Source organism: Cellvibrio sp. ARAG 10.3 (assembly GCF_051846955.1).
Taxonomy (GTDB): Bacteria; Pseudomonadota; Gammaproteobacteria; order Pseudomonadales; family Cellvibrionaceae; genus Cellvibrio.
This window is the reverse complement of the sequence record NZ_JBPYCU010000017.1, coordinates 1-19,576: the sequence shown is the minus strand read 5'-3', so window position 1 is coordinate 19,576 and position 19,576 is coordinate 1. Positions and strand designations below refer to the sequence as shown.

At 50.3% G+C, this 19,576-nt stretch carries 13 protein-coding genes and 1 tRNA gene; 6 read left to right on the top strand and 8 right to left on the bottom strand.

Annotated features, from left to right (window positions below; all coding sequences use genetic code 11):
* The first annotated feature begins 39 nt into the window (after nt 1-39).
* From ACSV5M_RS17610 to ACSV5M_RS17590, 5 genes are all read left to right on the top strand, one after another.
* Nucleotides 40-651, top strand: a complete 612-nt coding sequence (locus tag ACSV5M_RS17610) for a hypothetical protein (protein ID WP_439177767.1) — start codon at nt 40-42, stop codon at nt 649-651.
* A 45-nt stretch (nt 652-696) separates the two neighbouring features.
* Complete coding sequence (locus ACSV5M_RS17605; RefSeq protein ID WP_439177766.1) at nt 697-2,370, top strand: hypothetical protein; 1,674 nt, start codon at nt 697-699, stop codon at nt 2,368-2,370.
* Nucleotides 2,371-2,463: 93 nt separating this feature from the next.
* Nucleotides 2,464-3,363, top strand: a complete 900-nt coding sequence (locus ACSV5M_RS17600; RefSeq protein WP_439177765.1) for a phosphoribosyltransferase family protein — start codon at nt 2,464-2,466, stop codon at nt 3,361-3,363.
* An 18-nt stretch (nt 3,364-3,381) separates the two neighbouring features.
* Nucleotides 3,382-4,212, top strand: a complete 831-nt coding sequence (locus ACSV5M_RS17595; RefSeq protein ID WP_439177764.1) for a M15 family metallopeptidase — start codon at nt 3,382-3,384, stop codon at nt 4,210-4,212.
* A 15-nt stretch (nt 4,213-4,227) separates the two neighbouring features.
* Nucleotides 4,228-6,084: a nickel-dependent hydrogenase large subunit gene (locus tag ACSV5M_RS17590; RefSeq protein ID WP_439177762.1), complete on the top strand. Its 1,857-nt coding sequence runs from the start codon at nt 4,228-4,230 to the stop codon at nt 6,082-6,084.
* 5 nt (nt 6,085-6,089) lie between these two features.
* On the opposite strand, the gene ACSV5M_RS17585 is transcribed toward ACSV5M_RS17590, so the two are convergent.
* The 5 genes from ACSV5M_RS17585 to ACSV5M_RS17565 form a co-directional block, all read right to left on the bottom strand.
* Nucleotides 6,090-7,100 carry a LacI family DNA-binding transcriptional regulator gene (locus ACSV5M_RS17585; RefSeq protein ID WP_439177760.1) on the bottom strand — a complete coding sequence of 337 codons (1,011 nt, stop codon included), beginning with the start codon at nt 7,098-7,100 and terminating at the stop codon, nt 6,090-6,092.
* Between the two features lie 430 nt (nt 7,101-7,530).
* Complete coding sequence (locus ACSV5M_RS17580; protein WP_439177759.1) at nt 7,531-9,516, bottom strand: glycoside hydrolase family 97 protein; 1,986 nt, start codon at nt 9,514-9,516, stop codon at nt 7,531-7,533.
* 307 nt (nt 9,517-9,823) lie between these two features.
* On the bottom strand, nt 9,824-10,504 hold the full coding sequence (locus ACSV5M_RS17575) for a SapC family protein (RefSeq protein WP_439177758.1): 681 nt from the start codon (nt 10,502-10,504) through the stop codon (nt 9,824-9,826).
* A gap of 4 nt (nt 10,505-10,508) precedes the next feature.
* Complete coding sequence (locus tag ACSV5M_RS17570; protein ID WP_439177757.1) at nt 10,509-12,062, bottom strand: tryptophan halogenase family protein; 1,554 nt, start codon at nt 12,060-12,062, stop codon at nt 10,509-10,511.
* 109 nt (nt 12,063-12,171) lie between these two features.
* The gene (locus ACSV5M_RS17565; RefSeq protein WP_439177756.1) at nt 12,172-15,114 is read right to left on the bottom strand and encodes a TonB-dependent receptor; all 2,943 of its coding nucleotides are present in this window, start codon (nt 15,112-15,114) and stop codon (nt 12,172-12,174) included.
* A gap of 747 nt (nt 15,115-15,861) precedes the next feature.
* Between ACSV5M_RS17565 and ACSV5M_RS17560 the strand changes: the two genes are divergently transcribed.
* A tRNA-Met gene (locus tag ACSV5M_RS17560) sits at nt 15,862-15,938 on the top strand.
* Between the two features lie 186 nt (nt 15,939-16,124).
* Here ACSV5M_RS17560 and ACSV5M_RS17555 read toward each other — a convergent pair.
* From ACSV5M_RS17555 to ACSV5M_RS17545, 3 genes are all read right to left on the bottom strand, one after another.
* Nucleotides 16,125-17,063: a tyrosine-type recombinase/integrase gene (locus ACSV5M_RS17555; RefSeq protein WP_439177755.1), complete on the bottom strand. Its 939-nt coding sequence runs from the start codon at nt 17,061-17,063 to the stop codon at nt 16,125-16,127.
* A 100-nt stretch (nt 17,064-17,163) separates the two neighbouring features.
* Complete coding sequence (mobH, locus tag ACSV5M_RS17550; RefSeq protein ID WP_439177753.1) at nt 17,164-19,164, bottom strand: MobH family relaxase; 2,001 nt, start codon at nt 19,162-19,164, stop codon at nt 17,164-17,166.
* Nucleotides 19,161-19,576, bottom strand: a 416-nt coding sequence (locus ACSV5M_RS17545) for a hypothetical protein (protein WP_439177751.1), incomplete at its 5' end; no start/stop codon positions are given. The genes ACSV5M_RS17545 and mobH, both read right to left, overlap by 4 nt.

Here is a 19,576-nt window from a genome sequence, read left to right as displayed (position 1 = left end):
TCTTCCGGTCATTTTATTACGCTTAAAAAGGATCTTCTCATGAACGCTATTTCCTCTCTTGATCATCTTCCTGCAGAAGGATTATTGATCCGTGTACTCGACCACGGCAAGTTACTCACGCTCGACTATCAGGAAGCCACCGCACAACACCAGCGTTCGCTCTGGTGGGGAACGGCGGTGGGTTATCGCGCAATGCAGGTTGCGGCTCTGGCGCTATCGGAAAAGCAATTATGGAGCCGCGACAATCTTGTTGTGGTGAGCGGTCACCCCGGCCCCGGCGTGCTCGACTCACTCAATTATGTAACGGGCTGTGCTGATCGTGACTGCCTGACGGTCATGCAAAATGAAAACTGCGTAAACCGCTGCAACAGCGAAATGAAGTTTGAATGGTGGGTCAGTGATGGGCAACAAACTGCCCATGTAAAATTGCGCGAAGATTTCGTGCCCATTGAGTTTTATCAATTGATTGACCGTCGAGTATACAGCGAAACCCGCGCAGACGATGACAAGTTATTTGAACTCTTTAAAGTCAATCTTTCATCCCGCATTTGGGTGGCGCCTCTGGGTGAAAGTTTTTCCGTTGAACTGATTGCACCTCTCGCCAAAGGTGAAATACCCCACAACCACGAGTGGAACAAAGCAACGGCTTGAGGTGGATAACAGCCGATCAATGACATCTTCATGGAGATTAATCCAATGCAACCGCAACCTCTTATTCTTAAAATCACCAGCGCATTGCTATTAACTTTTGCCGCACACACGGCTTTTTCTGCAACACCGGATAACGGTGACAGCATTACCAAAAATGACCTGACCAAACCGGTCACAGATTTTCCTGCCGACCTGGTGAGCGGCGCTAACCAGACCCAGTTCGCCAACTACGCCTGGCGCTTGTTTATTGCCGCAACACAACAAACCAGCGCCACACTCAGCAGCGGTCAGGGTCGCGCAGTAGGCAATGGTAAGAATAATTTTATTGATACCGGTACCTCACCCGGTGTTGATAACCCGCTGGTTTTCGAAAGTTTTTATCATCGCACCGAAGCCTTTCCGTTTTACACCAGCCAAAAACCTCCATCACCGATTCAGCAACTGCCGGTGTACTACACCTTTTACACCGACAACAGTGATAAGACGGTACCGTTAACCGTGTCAGGTCAAAATTATGTTTACCTGGATGAAACCAACCAGATCAGCCAGAACTTCCTGTACTACCAGAATTCCTATGCACCGGAATTCCCGGTGTTATTTATGGCCAAGGTTAACGAAATTGAAGCAAGCTACGCGCTCGATCCTGCACGTAAAGCGCCCAGCTCTTCTGTGTCATGGGATTTTCCTGACGGTGTTGTAGAAGTGAAATCAGCCTGGCGCCGGGTTAAGGATATTAAAAATTCCAATCCCCAAAATTATCATCAGGCCAGCGCGACCTATTACATCATGGATGCCAGTGGTGTACCGACGATTCATACCGATACCTTCGCGTTGATCGCCCTACATATCATCCAGAAGACCGCCAACTATCAGGAATTTATCTTTACCACCTTTGAACATGTGGATGCGGTAACCCGCGATAGCAACAACAAGATTACCGACCCGGCTTACAAGACCACTTACAACAACTTGTCTTACCAGACACCGAGCGATGATCCGCACACGGCTACCGTAACGGGAGCCTATTCAATCAATGCGCCCGGCCAACCGGCACAACAAAATAAACAAACCACCTACGACTTACCCGATGCCGGCGCCATCTCGCAAGACTACACGACGGTAGTGCAACCTAATACGATCATCAAGGAAGTTAACGACGTGAACAACCAGGTGAACGCGCTGATCAAAAGTCTGGACCAGGATAATATCTGGGCCAATTATCGTCTCAAAGGCGTACAGGCTATCCCCACCAGCGATTCCACTGCGAGCAACTACTTTCTCGCAAATATCGTGGTGGAAAGTAGCCAACCCGGCATTCAATTATTCACCGGCATTTTGCTAAATGGCGGCGTGCCTGTGCAGGGCATACAGGATAAGAACCAACAATATTTTGTAAATTGCCGCGGCGACATAGGCAATACACAATGTGTTTATCCTGACCCGAAACTCAATACCTCAACACCGCCGGCCACTTACAATAACGTATCACTCAATGTGCAACAAAACCAACCGGTCCCGGCGGCACAATTCAGCATGGGTGGTTGTCAGGGCTGCCACGGCGCCGCGCAGCAACTTGGGCGCGACTTCAGCTTCCTGGCAAACGGCGTGGGCGGAAAAGGTAAGGAGCTGGATGCAGTGCCTTCCAGTGCCTTGCCTGCAGCGCAAAAACAAGCGATTAATAGGAAGATGATTAAAAGCTCAGCCTTTGATCTCCGCTAGCGGTAATTGAAAACCGTCGTTGCCACGCCAACGCTGTGTGGTAACGACGGCGTATAACAACAACGAATAAAAACGCCCCGGACGCGCACACCAATGGAAAGATCCGTTACGCAATCATCAAGCCGGACAAGCCACATCCACTCACTGGAAGATGTCAATTCACTGCCCTTGATGCTGGACCAGCCGCGCTATCGCCACTATCCCGGTATGAAGCTTGGCTATTTACCGCACGTTCATTTTTTTTCTCAAGCGTTAAGCCAACTGGCGCTCGACGTGTTGCAAAAAAACAGCTTTCAACAGGACCAATGGATACTGACCGCACCGGCGTTTTATCAATTGCCTGCCGCGGCTAACCTGATGGCACGGCAGATTCAGGATGCGCTGCAACAACGGGGTTATTATATTCCGTTGGTAGAACCACGCCTGAGTCCACAGCAAGTAGAGATTCGCACCGCAGAAGACATCAAACACTACAACAACTACAGCAGGAATAATCTGCAAGAGCGCATCGCTGAACGACAGCGCGTTCAACAACATATTGACAGCAAAAGCCTGTTAACCCAGTTCCAGCGCAAATCGGTGATCGTTATCAACGACATCAACGTGACCGGCACGCAGCAACAATTTATGCAAGCGCGGTTTGAGCAGCTCCAGGTGCGCAACTGTATCTGGTTATATATTTTTACCGTTGATAAAACTCTGGCCCATCGCTATCCCGATATTGAATACCAGATCAATAGCAGCCAATGGCAATCGCTCGATACATTTGCGCGCTTGTTGTGCGACCCGCAGACCTCACCCACTGCACGCTGCCTCGGCCGGTTGTTCAATGAAACTGCGGAGAATTTTCGCTATCTCATCAATGCCATTGATCAACCAACGCGCCGGAAAATTCATTCACTGGCGCTACTGGAGCGACGCTACAGCGGCCCGCTTTTCGCTGACAAGATGCGAGTGCTGGCCAATGCCAGCGAAATATTCGACGCTTCATAACCTAAAGGACGACCAGGTATGTATGACATTGACCACACGATTCCATTAGTCGATTTGCAACTGATTCGCGCACCGCATTTTCACATCCCGATTGATGAACAATCGCCGTTCTACCAGGAACCATTGGTCAACCTGAAGCATTATGATTTGCCTTTTTTGTCATGGCACGCTATTACCGACGGCAGCAATCCACCTTATAAAAAGCCAATTCAAGGCTCGCGCCAGGAAGGCTGGCTGAGAAAAACCATTGCTGAAAAACTGGCGCGCGCCAATCAGTTACTCGCCCCCTACAATGCTGAACTGTTGATACTGGATGCTTATCGTCCCATCGAATGCCAACGTGGCTTATGGACGTTTTTTTACGAACGTGGTCGTCGCGAACTTCCCCATGGCGATGAAGCTATGTGGCGGCAATATGCCTTGGGCTACTTGCGCGATCCGCGCAACTTTAATCCGCAAGATGCCCGTACCTTTCCGATTCATATTACCGGCGCCTCGATCGATGTTACCTTGCGCCAGAAAAGCACCGGCCACTGGATGAACATGGGCACCCGTTTTGAAGAAATTATTGACGCGAGCACGACGGATTATTTTGAAAAACAATGGCAACAGGGACTTATCCCCGACGACGATGAACGCTTGTGGAATCGCCGCCTGATGGATTGGGCACTGCGCAGCGAAGGTTTTCTCAACGACCCTATCCTGTACTGGCATTACGACTGGGGCAACCAGATCTGGATCAAGGTCAGGAATGCGCTTTATGGTGATGCACCGGAAAAAGCCTGGTATGGCCATATCGCCGCACCGGATTGGGAAGTTGAAGAAGCACACTTAACCGCAGAAGCCTGACATACGGAGCACGCAATGGAACTGGAATTAGCGGCATTCATCAATACCACCAAGCAGCAACAGCGGGATGCTCACGCACCGCGGCTGAGCCCCGGCATGCAAGAGCTGGTAAAACAACAACACCTTGCCAGCCTTTCACACAGCGCTGATCCGATGAACCGCCTGGAAGGTGGTTTGGCGGTAAATTGCCGTGTGGATCTGGATAATAAAAGCATCGTTGAGGCCGCATCCGCAGCAACATTTTTTCGCGGTTACGAATCCTTACTACCGGGACGCGCACTGGATAAAGTCGGACTGGTCAGCGCCACCGCCTCGGGCATTTGTGGCGGAGTACACGCCACCGCGTCTGCGCTTTGCCTTGAAATGGCGCTAGGTATAAAGCCGCCGCCGTTCGGGATTGTGTTACGGAATTTACTGCTCAGTTGCCAATACCTGAGCGACAACTGCATGCATTTATTTGTGCTGGCAGGGCCGGATTATTCCCAGGCCGTTGTTGAAAAAACCAACCCGGACATCTGGACCAGGGCGCTACAAAGCAAGAGTCAATTTGTGCACATGCATGGCTTTTCACGCATCAGTGACATCATGGTTGAATTGAACAAGGGCACGGGATCACTCTACCGGGAAGCTTTGCAGATGGTGTCTCTGGCCCGCCAGGCTTACGTTCTGCTGGGCGGAAAATATCCACACTCTGAATCCATTATTCCCGGCGGGGTCAGTATCACCGCCGACGCACATAAACTCGCCGAATTCAGCAAGCTATTGCAACCCTTCATGGAATACAGCCAAAAGGCGGCCGCTATCTGGGATGATATTTTTGATTTTATGTTAACAGCCAACCCGCGTTACGAAGACCTGGGACGTAGCGATGCCTCGCTACTGGACTTTGGTCAATGGGATCATCCAGACCACTATGATGGCCGCTACCAAACGTGTGATATCTGGGGGCAATATCGCTGGTCCACACCAGCAGCAGTTATCAACGGTAAACTCGCCTGTATTTCACTGAGCCAACTGAATGCCGGGATGGAAGAGAGCCTGGATTATTCCTTTCAAACCCGCACAAACATCTCTGATGCTGACCTGATCAAACAAGACCCGTTGGGTAACGCCATCAGCGAGCGTCACCCCTGGAATAAAAAAATCCAATCCATCAAAAATACCAATACGAACGCTTATAGCTGGGGGTCAAGCCTGACCTGGCGCGGACACAACTTTGAAGTCGGCGCTTATGCGCGTCTCTATCTCACCGCCGCTGCGCAAAAAATTCCCACGAGTCCTTACCTCCACGCCACAGGCTCCAGTCTGAATTTCCTGCTGAGCGGTTCTGCCAAACAGGCCCTCGAACTTGAATGGCATATCCCAGACATCTGGAACACCTTCGCACGCAATCGGGCGCGCGCTTACGCACTCGCGTTTAATCTGGCCGTCACGCAGGAAAATATTGACAACGCTTGCCGCTTGCTCGCCGCCGGCGAAACAAAAACCCGCACCGCAGACGATGCAAACATACATGAAACACAGGCCAAACAATTCGGTGTGGGATTATGGGGCGCCAGCCGCGGCTTCCTCGCCCATTGGGCGGTAATCAAAAACCAACAGATTGAGAATTACCAGATCGCCATCCCCTCACGCATCAACGCCGGTACCACCACACCCGCCCGTACACCAGGGCCGATGGAAAAAGCACTACTGAATACGCCCCTGTTGGAAACCGGTTTTCGCACTGCCGATGACTTTGCCGCGATTGATATTCAACGCACAATTCAGAGCTTTGACCCCTGCATGAACTGCACGGCCCATGTGCTGGTGAATGGTAGTGAGCAGGTGTTGAGTAAGGTGATTGATACGAGTTTTGTGCCCATTACATAACGAACTCAACCACCCACCACCCCCGTACTATTCCGCACAATCAACTTGTGCGGCAGTATCTTGTTGCATTCCTGCATCGGCTCGCCATTTAACTGGGGCAGTAGCAATTCCATACAGGCGATGCCGATCTCCGTCATGGGTTGGGCGATGGTGGTGAGGGCGGGATAGCAGTATTGGGCATAGGAGATATTATCGAAGCCCATCACCGAAAAATCCTGCGGAATTTTGTAGCCGAGGTTATGCAAGGTAGCCAGGCAGCTCATGGCCATTTCGTCGCTGAATGCGAAGATCGCAGTGGGGCGATTTTCGCGCGCGACCAATTTGCGTGTGGCCTGTTCGGCTTTTTGTAAACCGTAGTCACCCACTTCTATCAATTCTTCTTCGTAAGGCAAGCCGGCTTTTTGCAGCGCACGGCGATAGCCTTGCAGGCGGTCCAGGGTGCTGGGTGAGGTCATGTTGCCGGCGACAACACCGATGCGGCGGTGGCCGAGGGAGAGCAAATAATTTACCGCATCTTCAGCGGCGGCAGCATTGTCGATATTCACTTTCGGCAAGCCGGTAACCGATACGGTTTCACAGGCATTAACCATTGGCGGTAGTTGGTCAGCAAGTGGAAGCGCGGGATCAATATCAAAGGGCAAGCGCGAGCAGAATAATAAAATACCATCGGCCTGGCGCGAGCGGGCCATGGCAGCGAACGAGCGCTCGCGGCTTTCCTGCTCCTGGGTATCGCCCAGCAACAATGAATAACCGTGTTGTAACGCAATGCTTTCTATCGCGCGGATGACCGGATAATTAAAGGCACTGATCACGTCGGGAATGACAGCAACCAGATTGTAAGTCTTGGATTTGCGCAGGCTTACCCCCAAACTGTTCGGCGTATAACCGGTACGCTTGATGACTTCCAAAACCGTATTGCGCTTGGCCTCTGCAACCAGCTCAGGATTCCTGAGCACCCGCGAGACGGTGGCGGGCGAGACGTTGGCCTCTTTGGCAATTTCTTTAATACCGATCATATCGATCCCCACATTCAGCTTGTTATAGAAGGTTTGTCATGCACAGGGGTGTTGGGAAAATCTTATTGTTTGCCGATGACAGGAAATGTGCCATAGGAGCTGACTTGATACTAGCCAGCTGCGGGGATTTGTGCACCTGATTATTGGCAACCGAGTCGCAAAATAGCGAAAAAGCCTAAGCCCTGCCGGCCTGGTCAGCATACTTGAGGAAGAAGTTTATCCAGCCCTACGGCCAGATGGATTGGTGATGCCGCAACATCCGGCACCACCAATCGGGTTATAAAAAAGAGCAGAGTTGTAAACCGACATCGCAACCTGACAGAAGAAGCAGGTTATTGAAATCCTCTGCTCAAGGTACCGGAGGTCGGCGTATGCACCTGGGGACCGGAATACCATTGCGTAAATTTTTTATGGGTTAATAATCACCACTTTATTCAGCCAACAAACTGATGGCGGCGCCACCGCCGGGTGCCAGATACAAGTCCAGTGTATCCGCTGCGGATACCTGCCGTGTCTCAACAACATATGCTGCAGGATTGGAGCGATAATCCGCATCATCTGCATCGCGATAAATTCTGGCGGTGTAGCGTTTTCCTGAGGGCAGAAAATCCAGCGCTACTGTCAGGTCACGCTCATCTTCATTGGTAATGGCACCGACAAACCAGTTATCACTGTCACGCTCCTGGCGGGCGATGCTGACATATTTGCCGATCTCTCCACCCAATACCCGCGTTGTTTCCCAATCCACCGCAACGTCTTTAATAAATTGCAGCGCTTGCGGGTGTTGTTCGTAATGTTCCGGCAGGTCGGATGCCATTTGTACCGGCGAATAAATCACCACATACAAAGCCAGTTGTTTTGCCAGCGTCGTGTTCACCTGATTGTTGGGACGGTCGGGCAAGGTCAATTCAAAGGCGCCCGGCGTAAAATCCATAGGGCCGGAGAGCATACGGGTAAAGGGCAGAATCGTTGTGTGATCCGGCGGATTTCCACCGTCGGTTGCCCAGGCATCGTACTCCTGGCCGCGTGCCACTTCACGCGAAATCAAGTTCGGATAGGTGCGGCGCTCACCGGTATCTTTTACCGTTTCGTGAGCAACGACCATCACCTTATGCTTGGCCGCGATCTCGGTAACTTTTTGTGCATGGCGAACAAAAAACTGGCCGTGATGGTAATGACCATTTGTTAATAACTCTCCGGTTTCCACGTATCCGGTTTTTACCGTCTTCATGCCGTATTTTTCGAGAAATTTATAAGCTGCTTCCAGTTGTCGCTCGTAGTTATCCGTGGATGCACCGGTTTCGTGATGGCCAATAATGTAAACACCTTTTTCTTTCGCGTAGCGCGTAACTTCATCCACATCATAGTCGGGATAGGGTTTGGTGAAATCGAACGCATCGCCACCGTGATTCCACCACTCACCATCCCAACCGACATTCCAACCTTCCACCAGCACCCCGGCAAAGCCATGCTCAGCCGCAAAGTCGATATATTTTTTTGTATTCGCCGTCGTGGCACCGTGTTTTGGCCCCTGATTCCAGGAGCCTTTTTCCAAATGCAACTCCCACCAGATACCCACATATTTGCCGGGCTTGACCCAGGATACGTCGCCGAGTTTATTCGGCTCGTTCAAATTGAGGATCAAATATGACGTCAATAAATCAGTGGCTTTATCGGCGACCTGAATTGTCCGCCAGGGTGTTGCAAAGGGCGTGGTTACCTTCGCTTTAACATCCGACGTTTTGCTCCAGGGAACCAAAGCGGCCTGCAAGGATGTGCCGGACGTTACCGCGAGGTTCATGGTGGGATAATCAAACAAGGCGGCCTCATGCAGACTGATAAACGTCCCATCGGCCGTTTCCATAGTCAGCGGTGTATGCACCAGCTTCATCTCGCTGACGGGAGTGTTCTGGTACAGGTATTCATATTGGTTGCCCGCCTGGCCCGGCGTCCACCAGGCTGAGTGATCACCGGTGAGCGCGAATTCAGTTAGCTCATCCATAATGGTGAATGAGCCCAATTGTGGTTGCTGCGGAAATTCGTAACGAAATCCCAGGCCATCGTCATACACGCGAAAAACAATATTCAACTTACGCTGTAAATCGCCGACTTCCTGCAGGCCAACTCGCAGCTCTGTGTAGCGATTTTCTATGTAGCGCTCTTCGCCCCAGGGTTGCTCCCAGGTATTTGCAAAGCTGGAGGCATCAGAAGAAATGATCTTGAAACCGCTAGCCAAATCCGGTGCGTCCTTCAGCTTGAAGCCCATCAATGACTTGCTCACGACCTCGCCCCCTTTATACAGCACGCGATACGCAGGCTGGCCTTCTTGTGTCAGGAAAAATTCCACACTCAGATTGCTGGAGGGAGATGACACTAAGGTATCGATCTTTTTATGAGAACAAGAGGTAACAAGCATAAAAGAAACCAATATCAATAATAAATTTTTCATTATTTTTACGTCGACTGATGATTAGAAAATTAACCCAGCCCTTAGCTTAGCGGCTGCTTACACAGAATAAAAGGCGCTGAAAAAAATGAAATCGTTTTCAATTTTATGAAAACGATTTCCGAGTATTATTTTTTATAGCCAATTAATTATGAATAAACTGACAGGAAGGATATTTTATAAATCGTTGATCTGCGCAACACCAGAATGCTGCGCAGATTTAGAAAGGGAGATAAAGAAATGCGTTGAAGCAGGAAGAGCAAACAGAAGAAATTATTCAAGCTGTGAGAAAGGTGAGCTTGCGCATGTTGTATAGAGAAAAACTTTGTGCATAAGCGAAATTGGCAATAGTTAGAAATTTATCTTTGTCAGCGCTGTCGGTGATCTGCGGCACTTTATTGGTATCAATCCCGTAAAGCCCTTCCAGTGCAATCCTGGGTTTGCCGTTAAATTGTATTTCTGCTTTAAGCGTGGTGATCAAACCCAGTTCCAGGGCAGTCTTTATAAACGCATCGGTGTCTTTGTAGCCGCGGTACAGTTCCCCAAGCGCCGCCACCGCAGACTCCAATCCCGAAGATTGTGATGCAAATAATTTTTCTCCCTTACCCACCCCCGGCGAATCAAGATTTACGCCGATCACCGGCCCGCTATCATCCGATGACTCTATAGCAACCAGCGGAAGCCGACGCACGTTTAACGGTAGCACCTCGTCATTGGTGATATCCTGGTCTTCAAGCAGGCTCGCCTCCCCTGACACGCCCAGCAATAACGAGCAGGTAAACGCCCCGGTCTCGCCGTCTTTAACAAAAACAATCGGGTAGTGAAACATCAGCGAATGAAACTCCGAAACAACCACCGGAATCAGTCGCTGTTTATATGCCGACTTTCTTGCCTCTTTAAAGTCGACCTGAAGATCTTCGTGGGTTTTATCATCCAGCACATCAATATTTGCATTCATAGGTTTATATCTTCTGTAGGCCGTGCTTATGAATCGCCTCAATAAGCGAACGATTGGACGGTAAAGCGCTCATCAACGCCTGTCGCTGTCGACGCTGGTTAACGATTTTATCTTCGAGTCGTTGCAGGTGTTTTTCATTCGGCGTATGGGTAGCCGTCTTGAACTTCATGCCATATAAAATATAGCAATAGCTCTCCAGGGGAAAAACATCCGCCCGGCTCAAAAAATCCAATACCGAGGGGCATTGCGCTTGCCACATATCAAGTTTATCAAGGAGCGCGTCAGGAATGGATTCCGGGCTGATGTTGTCACGCCAGAAGGACGTATCGCTACGTTTTGATAAACAGTAGTGGAGTTTTAAAAACTCAATGATGGTATCCCAGCGGTAGCGGAAAATCTCATTGAATTGCTGCTCGCAACGCGCAAAGCCGTTTTTAGTGTGCGGGATTTTTTCTGCGATCCAGTACGCGGAAATTTCCACGAGCAAGATAGATGAAGCCTCCAGTGGTTCGACAAAACCGGCAGACAACCCCACCGCCACACAATTCCTTTGCCAGGATTTTTCCCTGTGGCCCGGCGTATACTTGATAAACCGTAAAGGTAAACCTAGCGCTGCAGCGCCAACATAATCACGCAACTGCTGTGCGGCTACTTCATCGCTGAGATAACGGCTAGAATAAACATGCCCGATGCCGCGCCGGCTTTGCAAACCGATATCCCAAATCCAACCGGACCCGGTCGCTGTGGAGATCGTGTGGCTGGCGATAGCGGATTGCCCGTCAGCGCCATAAGGGCATTGCACGGCAACCGCCCTATCACAAAATAACACGTCGCTTTTATCAATGAAGGGAACCTTGAAGTGCTTGTCAATTAACAAGCCGGCAAAGCCCGAACAATCAATATAAAAATCCGCAACCAATTCAGAACTATCAGCCAGTTGCAGTGCAGCTACCTCGCCATCATCGCCCGCACGAGTATCAACAATGTCATTGACCACATGGCGAACACCGAGCTTGTCAATGCAATGAGCTTTGATAAACGCGGCGAATTTGTTGGTATCCAGGTGATAGGCATAATTCAGGTTGCCTTGGTATTCAGGAGTGGTAATCGATTTGGGAGCCAACCCCGCCTCACAAATGGCCTCCTGATGACAGACTGTCGCCGAATAAGATAACCCTTCGGCGTTGGGTGCATTGTCCAGCCAATGAGTCACCGTACTCAGTGGCCCCAGATTATAGGGAAGCATTAAAGGATGGTAATAAAAATCGGTGTCGGCATTATCAACCCAGCGATTAAAACGTGCGCCTTGTTTGAAGGTGGCATCGCATTGCTGGATAAATTCCGTTTCAGAAATACCCATGGTTTGCAAGGTCGTCCGCATTGACGGCCAGGTTCCTTCACCCACGCCCACATTGCCAATCGTCGGGGATTCAATCAGGGTAATCGTTAGATCGCGCCCCTGTTCTTTCACACATTTTGCAGCAAGAACACCCGCTGTGATCCAGCCAGCCGTTCCGCCACCGACGATAACCACATGCCTTACGCTGTCATTTACCATGATATGTTCAACATTGGATGTTTGGCTTTATGCACAAATATAGAAAGGGCCTTCATAGAAAGGGCCTTTATAGAAAAGGCCCTTGTTTGCGCCTTACTGAAAAGCGCGATTAAAAGGATGCGCGCACACCCACCGTATAACGTGGACCACTCTCTTCAGCCAGCAAGAACTGATTGGCAAAGCGACCATGCCACCGTGTTTCTTCACCCGTCAGGTTAATACCTTCCAGGAACACAGAAACATTTTCCAGCAGGTTATAGCTCGCACTCAAATCGAACTGGCCGTAATCCTCAACAAAGGTTGGCTCCGCTACGCCGCCCTGATCCAGTGATTGCAAGAAGCCATCGCGATAGTTGTAGGCCAAACGCACTTCAAACTTATCGTTTTCATAGAAACCCACAAGGTTGTAGGAATCGCTCAGACCAACCAACGCAAAGCCCTGGTCAAACTTGTTCAAATCATACTCGGCATTGGTATTGACGAAAGTCGCGTTGGCAACAACACCAAAGCCGGTTTCACCGAACATGTGTTGCACCGCCAACTCGTAACCGTTGACATCAGCGGTCTCAACATTTGACGGCTTGGTTACCGCAAATTCGATGACCTGATCATTGGGATCGATAAGATCAGACGGCGCACCACCGGGCGGAATGATGGTAATGCTACCGGTGGCCGGGTCAGTAATAGGCTCACCATCTTCACCCAGGAAAACCTGCCCACTCGTTGCGTTAACAATAAAATTATCCACCTGCTTGTAGAACACACCGATAGAGGCGTAGCTGCCGGAGCCGTAATACCACTCCAGCGAGAGATCGATATTATCCGACTCCAGCGGCTTCAGGTCCGGGTTGCCTGCCGTAACCGGATAGGGTCCGTTTTGTTTAAGATCGCGGAACTCCAGGTTGGGACGCAACTCCTGCATGGACGGGCGAGTAATGGTTTTAGAATAAGCCGCGCGCGCCACCAGGTCTTCAGTGAAATCAATTCTGAAATTCACATTCGGGAGGAACATCGCATAATCCGATTCCAGCTTGGTCGGCGTGACCGGCGTAAGCACTTCGTTCAGCACTTCCGCACCTTCAGCCTCAACGCGCAGAATCGATGCGAGATTTCCGGTAATGGTCAGATCGGTTTTTTCATAGCGCAAGCCCGTAACGAAACCGTAAGGGTAACCACCCAAATCACCGGCGAACTCCAACTGCGTGTAGAGCGACATAATGTCTTCTTCAATGTCGTAAGACTCCGAAGGCACATTAACCGTCGTGAAAGGAACACCAACGTGCCCCTCGTAAATACGACGGAATTCATCGTGATCAAACTTCAACCATTGGGTTTGAATATTGCCGCTGCCACTTACACCACTGAGGAAGTCAGAACCCGCATCAAGCACGGACACTTGCGGCGGGGTAATTTCCGTCCAGAAGAACTCGCCACCGCAAAACATACAATTCAGCGTTGCACCCGGGCCGACGTAAGCGCGCGGTTCATTCTGCGCAATTGTCGCGGCCTCTTGCTCTGTCAAGCCACGCCCGGTGGTAAATTGTTGACGCGCCTTGGTGCGGCTTTTCATGGAAAGACCAAAATCCGCTTTTACCAATCCTGTTGCTTCGTTGGATTTAAATGCACCGCCAATTTTGAATTGATCAATGGTGTCATCCACAATACGACCGTTACGAATCGTAAAGCCCGGCCGCAAATTATTGGGATCAAGATAATCGCCATTCGGAATTGTCAAGTTACCGTTAGCATCCGGCTGATAGGGAACCGAACCCGTACCCGACTCAAAACCGGAGATGGCGGGAATAAAGCCATCACCCAAATCCCAGGTGAGGCGGTTGCGATAACCCATGGTCACCTGTGAATTACCATAACCCATAGGGTCATCGTATTCAGATTCAGAGCGATAAGCATCCATGGAAAGTGTCAGGGTATCTGTTACATCCCACGCAAAATTAAGCCCGCCCATCAAGGTGCTGGACTCGCGGTTTTCTTTAATTGCGTTAAATTCGGTGGCCTGCACAACGCCCTCGCCTTCGCGTCGATCCGCAATAAAGTGTGTCACTGTGCCGTTTTCATCCGCCACAACATCGCGCCAATCCGGGCGGCTGCCGAACCAATGCACCAGCATATTTTGATCGCGCAATAACTCGAACTCGGAATACAACACATCTGCCGTGATAGTGAAATCATCATTGGGCGCAAACTGCACAACCAAATTCGCGTTGTCGCGCGTGCGTTGATCGCGTTGTACCTGGATAAAGTGATTTTGTGGCAAGTACAAACGGCCATCCGGATTAGCGTTGGAGCGCAACTCCGACGCATCGGGATACAAATTGGAACCCGAATTGGCTTCCACCCGCGCCCAGTTCGCGTTGGTTACACGATTAACGCGCGAATCCCGTTCAAAGTGATTGTAGGCAAATAAAATCCCCAGCGTATCCTCCGCAAAGTTGCCGCTGTATAACAGCGAGGCTTGGGGGCTTCCCTCTTCTGCGAGGCTTTCGTAGTTGTACTTGACCGTACCGGCAAGCTTGTTGCCCACATCAAAAGGCCGTGGCGTTTGCAGATCAATAACAGAGCCGATGCCACCGGAATCAGCAAGCGCTGAACCACTCTTATTGACTACGATAGCGTTAATCATTTCTGATCCGAGCGTATCGAATTCAAAATCGCGGTTATTATTTTCCGAGGTCAGCTGACGGCCATTCAGCGTCACCACGTTAAAGCCGGGACCAAAACCCCGTACCGTCACAAATTTTCCTTCGCCGCCTTCGCGATTGATCGACACACCCGGAATACGCTGCAGCGACTCAGCCAGGTTAGTGTCCGGGAATTTACCGATATCTTGCGCGTTAATCACATCGACAATACCGGAAGACTCACGCTTGGTGTCCATTGCCGATGTCAGAGCCCCCCTAACGCCCGTGACAACAATTTCCTCAACCGTATCATCGCCAGCCTGCGCTTGTGCCTGAGCACTCAAACCCATTGCCGCATAAGAAGCGATGGCACTTACCAGAATTTTTTTCTTAAAGCCTCGTTTGATGTTCATGAACCTCTCCAATTATTCATTTATGGATTATTTTTTATCATCCGACTCTTATTACTTTGGAAAAAAGGCCAATAGTTGTCAGATGAAAAATTCCCTTTTTGAGTAAGTTAATGCATAGGTATCGGGTGGAACATTTGCAGCGGATTGTTGCTTATAAGAAAACTGCTCACCCAACGAAGATCATCTTAAAGACGTGCAGGATTACCTGTCCAGCAGAAAACAAAGCTTTGAAAAAAAGAAATCGTTTTCAAATTTCTGAAAACGATTTCAGGATAATTTTTTTGAGTTAGTGCTTGCGTGAAAAAAATAATATTTTTGCGGAAAACGTTTTCAAGTAAATGCGACAGATGAGAGGGAAGCGGATAGCGGAATTATCGTACCAAGTGAAAAAGGCGGCAAAAAAGTATCTGGATTAGCTGGACCAGACCACTTGATTATGTAATAGGTCATTTGAATTTCAAGAGCACCATGGAAGTCGAAAGCGAGATGAACGATGGACAAAACAGTTCGATGGAGGCCACAGCGAGCCGGAACGAATTAGTACAAAACTCATACAAAAGAAAAATACTGCGGATAGCAACTTACCGCAGCGCCAGAATGCTAGGCCAGCCTGCTCCTCAAACGGTAAAAAGCAAGTCACCATACCCGCCCCATATACCGATAAGCCCCCAAAGCCCGGTTAAGCCAATCTTAAATCGAGGGTTGACAATCCCCCAAGCGCGCCCCAAAATACGCGCCCTCACGTATGGCTAGGTAGCTCAGCCGGTTAGAGCACAGCACTCATAATGCTGGGGTCGGCGGTTCAAGTCCGCCTCTAGCTACCAATTCTATGAGTGGGGCCGTAGCGGCCCCACCTCATCCCGCAGAATTGGTGCATATGCGAGGAATTTAGAAGTGAGTCATTGCTGACTGTATTAGACTGCGCGACCCATAACGGAGCCCGGCACTAATTAATATCGTCTATTATCTGTGTTTTTGTCAAACTTTTTCCAAAAATTAGGCTGAATCACCTAGATTTTACCTTGTTTTGGAAATTCCAGCTTATTTATTCGCATCCTCATCCGGTGCACCTTTGTCTTCACATACCCGCGTGTGGTCGACAACATGGTGTGGCCTAAAATTTGTTGTGCTGCGAACAAATCGGGACTCTCATCGTCGTCGAAATCACAAAGGTCCGTCGCGCAGGTATGCCGTATCCGGTGCATCCCGATACGCATGCCGATTCGGGCGGAAAGCCGCTTCATGAATCCCGTAAATTGGGGTCCATCCATCCGCCCAGGCCTGGCTGGATCAGATTTATACCGAGAGTAAAACCGGCTGACATTAAACACGTAATCATCTGGCCGCATCCTTCTGCCCAGTACGTTTTCATTTCGACGGATGAGATACCGAAGATCCTCGATTACCTCGTCCGCAAGTGGAATTTGCCACTCGCGTTGAGTTTTAGAGCCGCGATAACTCGCCGTAAGCACTCGATTCGTTAAATCGATATCGCGCAGCTGCACATGAACAATCTGCCGCCGGCGCACGCCAGTAAAGTACAAAAACCGAATGACGATCCGCCAGAACCAGGCGGGCTGAAGCGCTTCATTACTGTGTAGAAATTTCATTGCTTCCGCAAAAACTTCCGGCTCGATCGTCTTGTGCGGCGCGTCTGGCTCAGGCAATTTCCGGACCGACTCAAACCAGTTTCTCGTCCAGTAGCCCTCGGCCAGCGCCCATTTACCCAGCAATTTGAGGTATCTCAGATAGCCGTTATAGGTGACCGGCTTTCCAACAGCGAGTACGGCCGCTTTAAAACGACCGATCGCAGCGAAATCTATTTCTGCTATATCCGCTATGCCCGTGCGTTCGTCAAATAGTCGAGCGGCGCGCATCGCCGTCGATGACGTATCATCGTTATTGATGTTCACCGACACATATATCCGAGCGATATCCAGCATCTTCATGACAAATTACTCTCCCAAAAACACATAAAAAGTATTCTTGCTTATCGCGAATGGGAATAAATAGCATCTTTTCATAAATTTGCAACTTTTGGCGACAACTCTACGCATCAGATGCTGGAACCGGTTCTGCGTCGGCCGGTTTCAGGAGTTTGTTGGGCTGGGGCAACTCAGCGCCTTCAGGAAAGACTCGGTTATAGGGAATCACCCACCCATTCAATTTCGATGGGGGGTTTCCGTTCCCCGTGTCGACGAGATAGGGGTGGACGTTTAAGCGACTGAGAGCGGTTCTACGGTGATATCCCAGCCGCTGGAAGCGCTTCTGCAATTTCGTGTAGGAATCCTCTCCCAGCTTCGCGTGTTTGCAGTAGTGTTTGAAAATTCGCGGCGTGACGAGGAATACGCCTTCTTCAACAAAGTGCACAGAGGCCGTTGTGTTGTTCGCCGCGAGACGCCGATTCAAAACGCCTTCGCAAACCCACTCCCAAAATTCATGTGCGACGTCTTCATGCCAGTCAGTAATTCGAATGCTCGCCGAAGCCATAGGATCTTGTTTGTTTGGTTTAGGCGCTTTGGCAGGCGTGTCCTTGAACTCACCTGGTGAGCTCGTCGGTGGAGGTGGAGATGAGGCCGGAGGCTTGTGTACAAACGCATCGTGATCAGAGTTCTCCGCCTCTGCGGCTGACTCAGTTTCTTCTCCAGTCGATTCGGTCACATCGCTATCGTGGGCAACTGTCCCATACTCATCAGGCGCTGTTGTACCAGCCTCACGCATGTTTTGCTCAGCCTCAGCTGGTGCTGTGTCAATGTCGGGTGCTGGAGCAGGCTCACGCGTAGCCGGTTTTTCTGGGGCAGTTTCTTGAACTGATTGGCGCAAAGGCGCCGGAACTGATGCTGGCGCAGCGTCATCATCTGGCGCAAACATTCGGATAACACCATCAAAACTCTGGGGCAGTCTCACGGGTAAAAACAGTCGGCGGGTTTTGAATTTGAGGCATGTTAATGTATGCGAAAATTTTCCCTGATTGTCTTGCACATCGATCTTCCAGATGGCTTTACCATCCGAAGTGGGTAACGCAAAACCATGCTCTTGCAGTACGTCATAAATGCGCACAGGATCAGACGGAATTCCTGTTGCGCCAATGTCTTCAAATGACTTGACCAGCAATTCAGCCAGCGGCCGACACACCAGGTAGACATCTTCATTGGCAACCCAACCCATGCCGCCGTCTTTGTTGAGTTTGATTGCGCCATCGCTCAATAACTGTCGCAGCTTTTGAATCAGCCGATCCGCCAGACTTTCACGCGCACCGGGGAAACGCAGATCCGCATTCGTAACATCAGTGTTTGCACCGGTGCTTGCGCGATCCGCCTGAGTGACGATATCTCCAATCACCTGACTCTCGTAGGTATCGCCCCAAATCGATGCAAGTGTTTGTGACATTACGACCGAATGTTGCGCCAGCCAGGCCCTCGCAATTTGTGGAATGATACTTGAGTATAAGGTGACGCCCATGCGCTGGTGGGCTTTGTACTCGCACTCTTCAAACACTATGCCGTATGACACTGCGCCAGTTTCGTAGATGGGTTCGCTGTGCGGGTTCCACAGCTTCTGTGTACCATCGGGCATGTTCAACACGATCTGAAAACGCGTCAGAATTTTTCCGATATCGTGTAGCAGGCACGCAACGAAAACACCGTAGGTCCAATGGTGTTCTTCTCGGGCCATGTCCTCGGGATTACCGCCCAGCGGTAACTGGTAACTCTTACGAATATGTAAAGCTGTAGCAGTCACTTCGAGCGTATGTTTCAGTAGGCCGCCAGGACCGCAGTGGTGATTGTTTTCACTCGCCGGCGCCAGCTGGACCGCCTCAGCGAGTGCGTGCACGGGCTGGCGATACAAGACGTCGAAGTGGTTCTCCGAGATACCCACCGTCCGATATAGCTGCGTCAGCCGTTCATCAAACCCGACAAGCTCCAGAAGTGTCGTTGACCGTAGTGGCGGGAGCGCGCGCATGTCCAATTCATCGAATATAATTGGGGCATTGGATGTACCTAACGGGAGAACGTGGGGCAGTTTGAACAGCGTTTTCAGCAGTTTCATTTCAGTCGTTGCTCGCACCACTTTCTAATCACATCGCGCGCGGGATAACCGGAGTCAGCCATGTAACAGTGCGTGCTGCCGGCCTGTTTGAAATCAATGTATTTCTCCTCCAGTGGATTCCAGAATGATTGTTCTCCGGATGTTTCTGACCGCGTTGCACGATAGTGCCAACACTCCAGCTCGGAAATGCGGCGATAGAGCAACCGAAGGTACGGCGAATCCGCTGATCGCTGGAAAACCGCGACGATATCCCACAGCACCACTTCCAACTCTTTGTTGAGTGCCGCATTCTGTTCATACTCGAAACCTGCGAAACGCCCTAGGAGTTCTTCCAAGTGCGGCAGCCATTTTTCTTTTTTGAGCGCTTCGAGCGCTTGCAGGATCGATGTTGTTTCCGTCAGTGACGTCATAT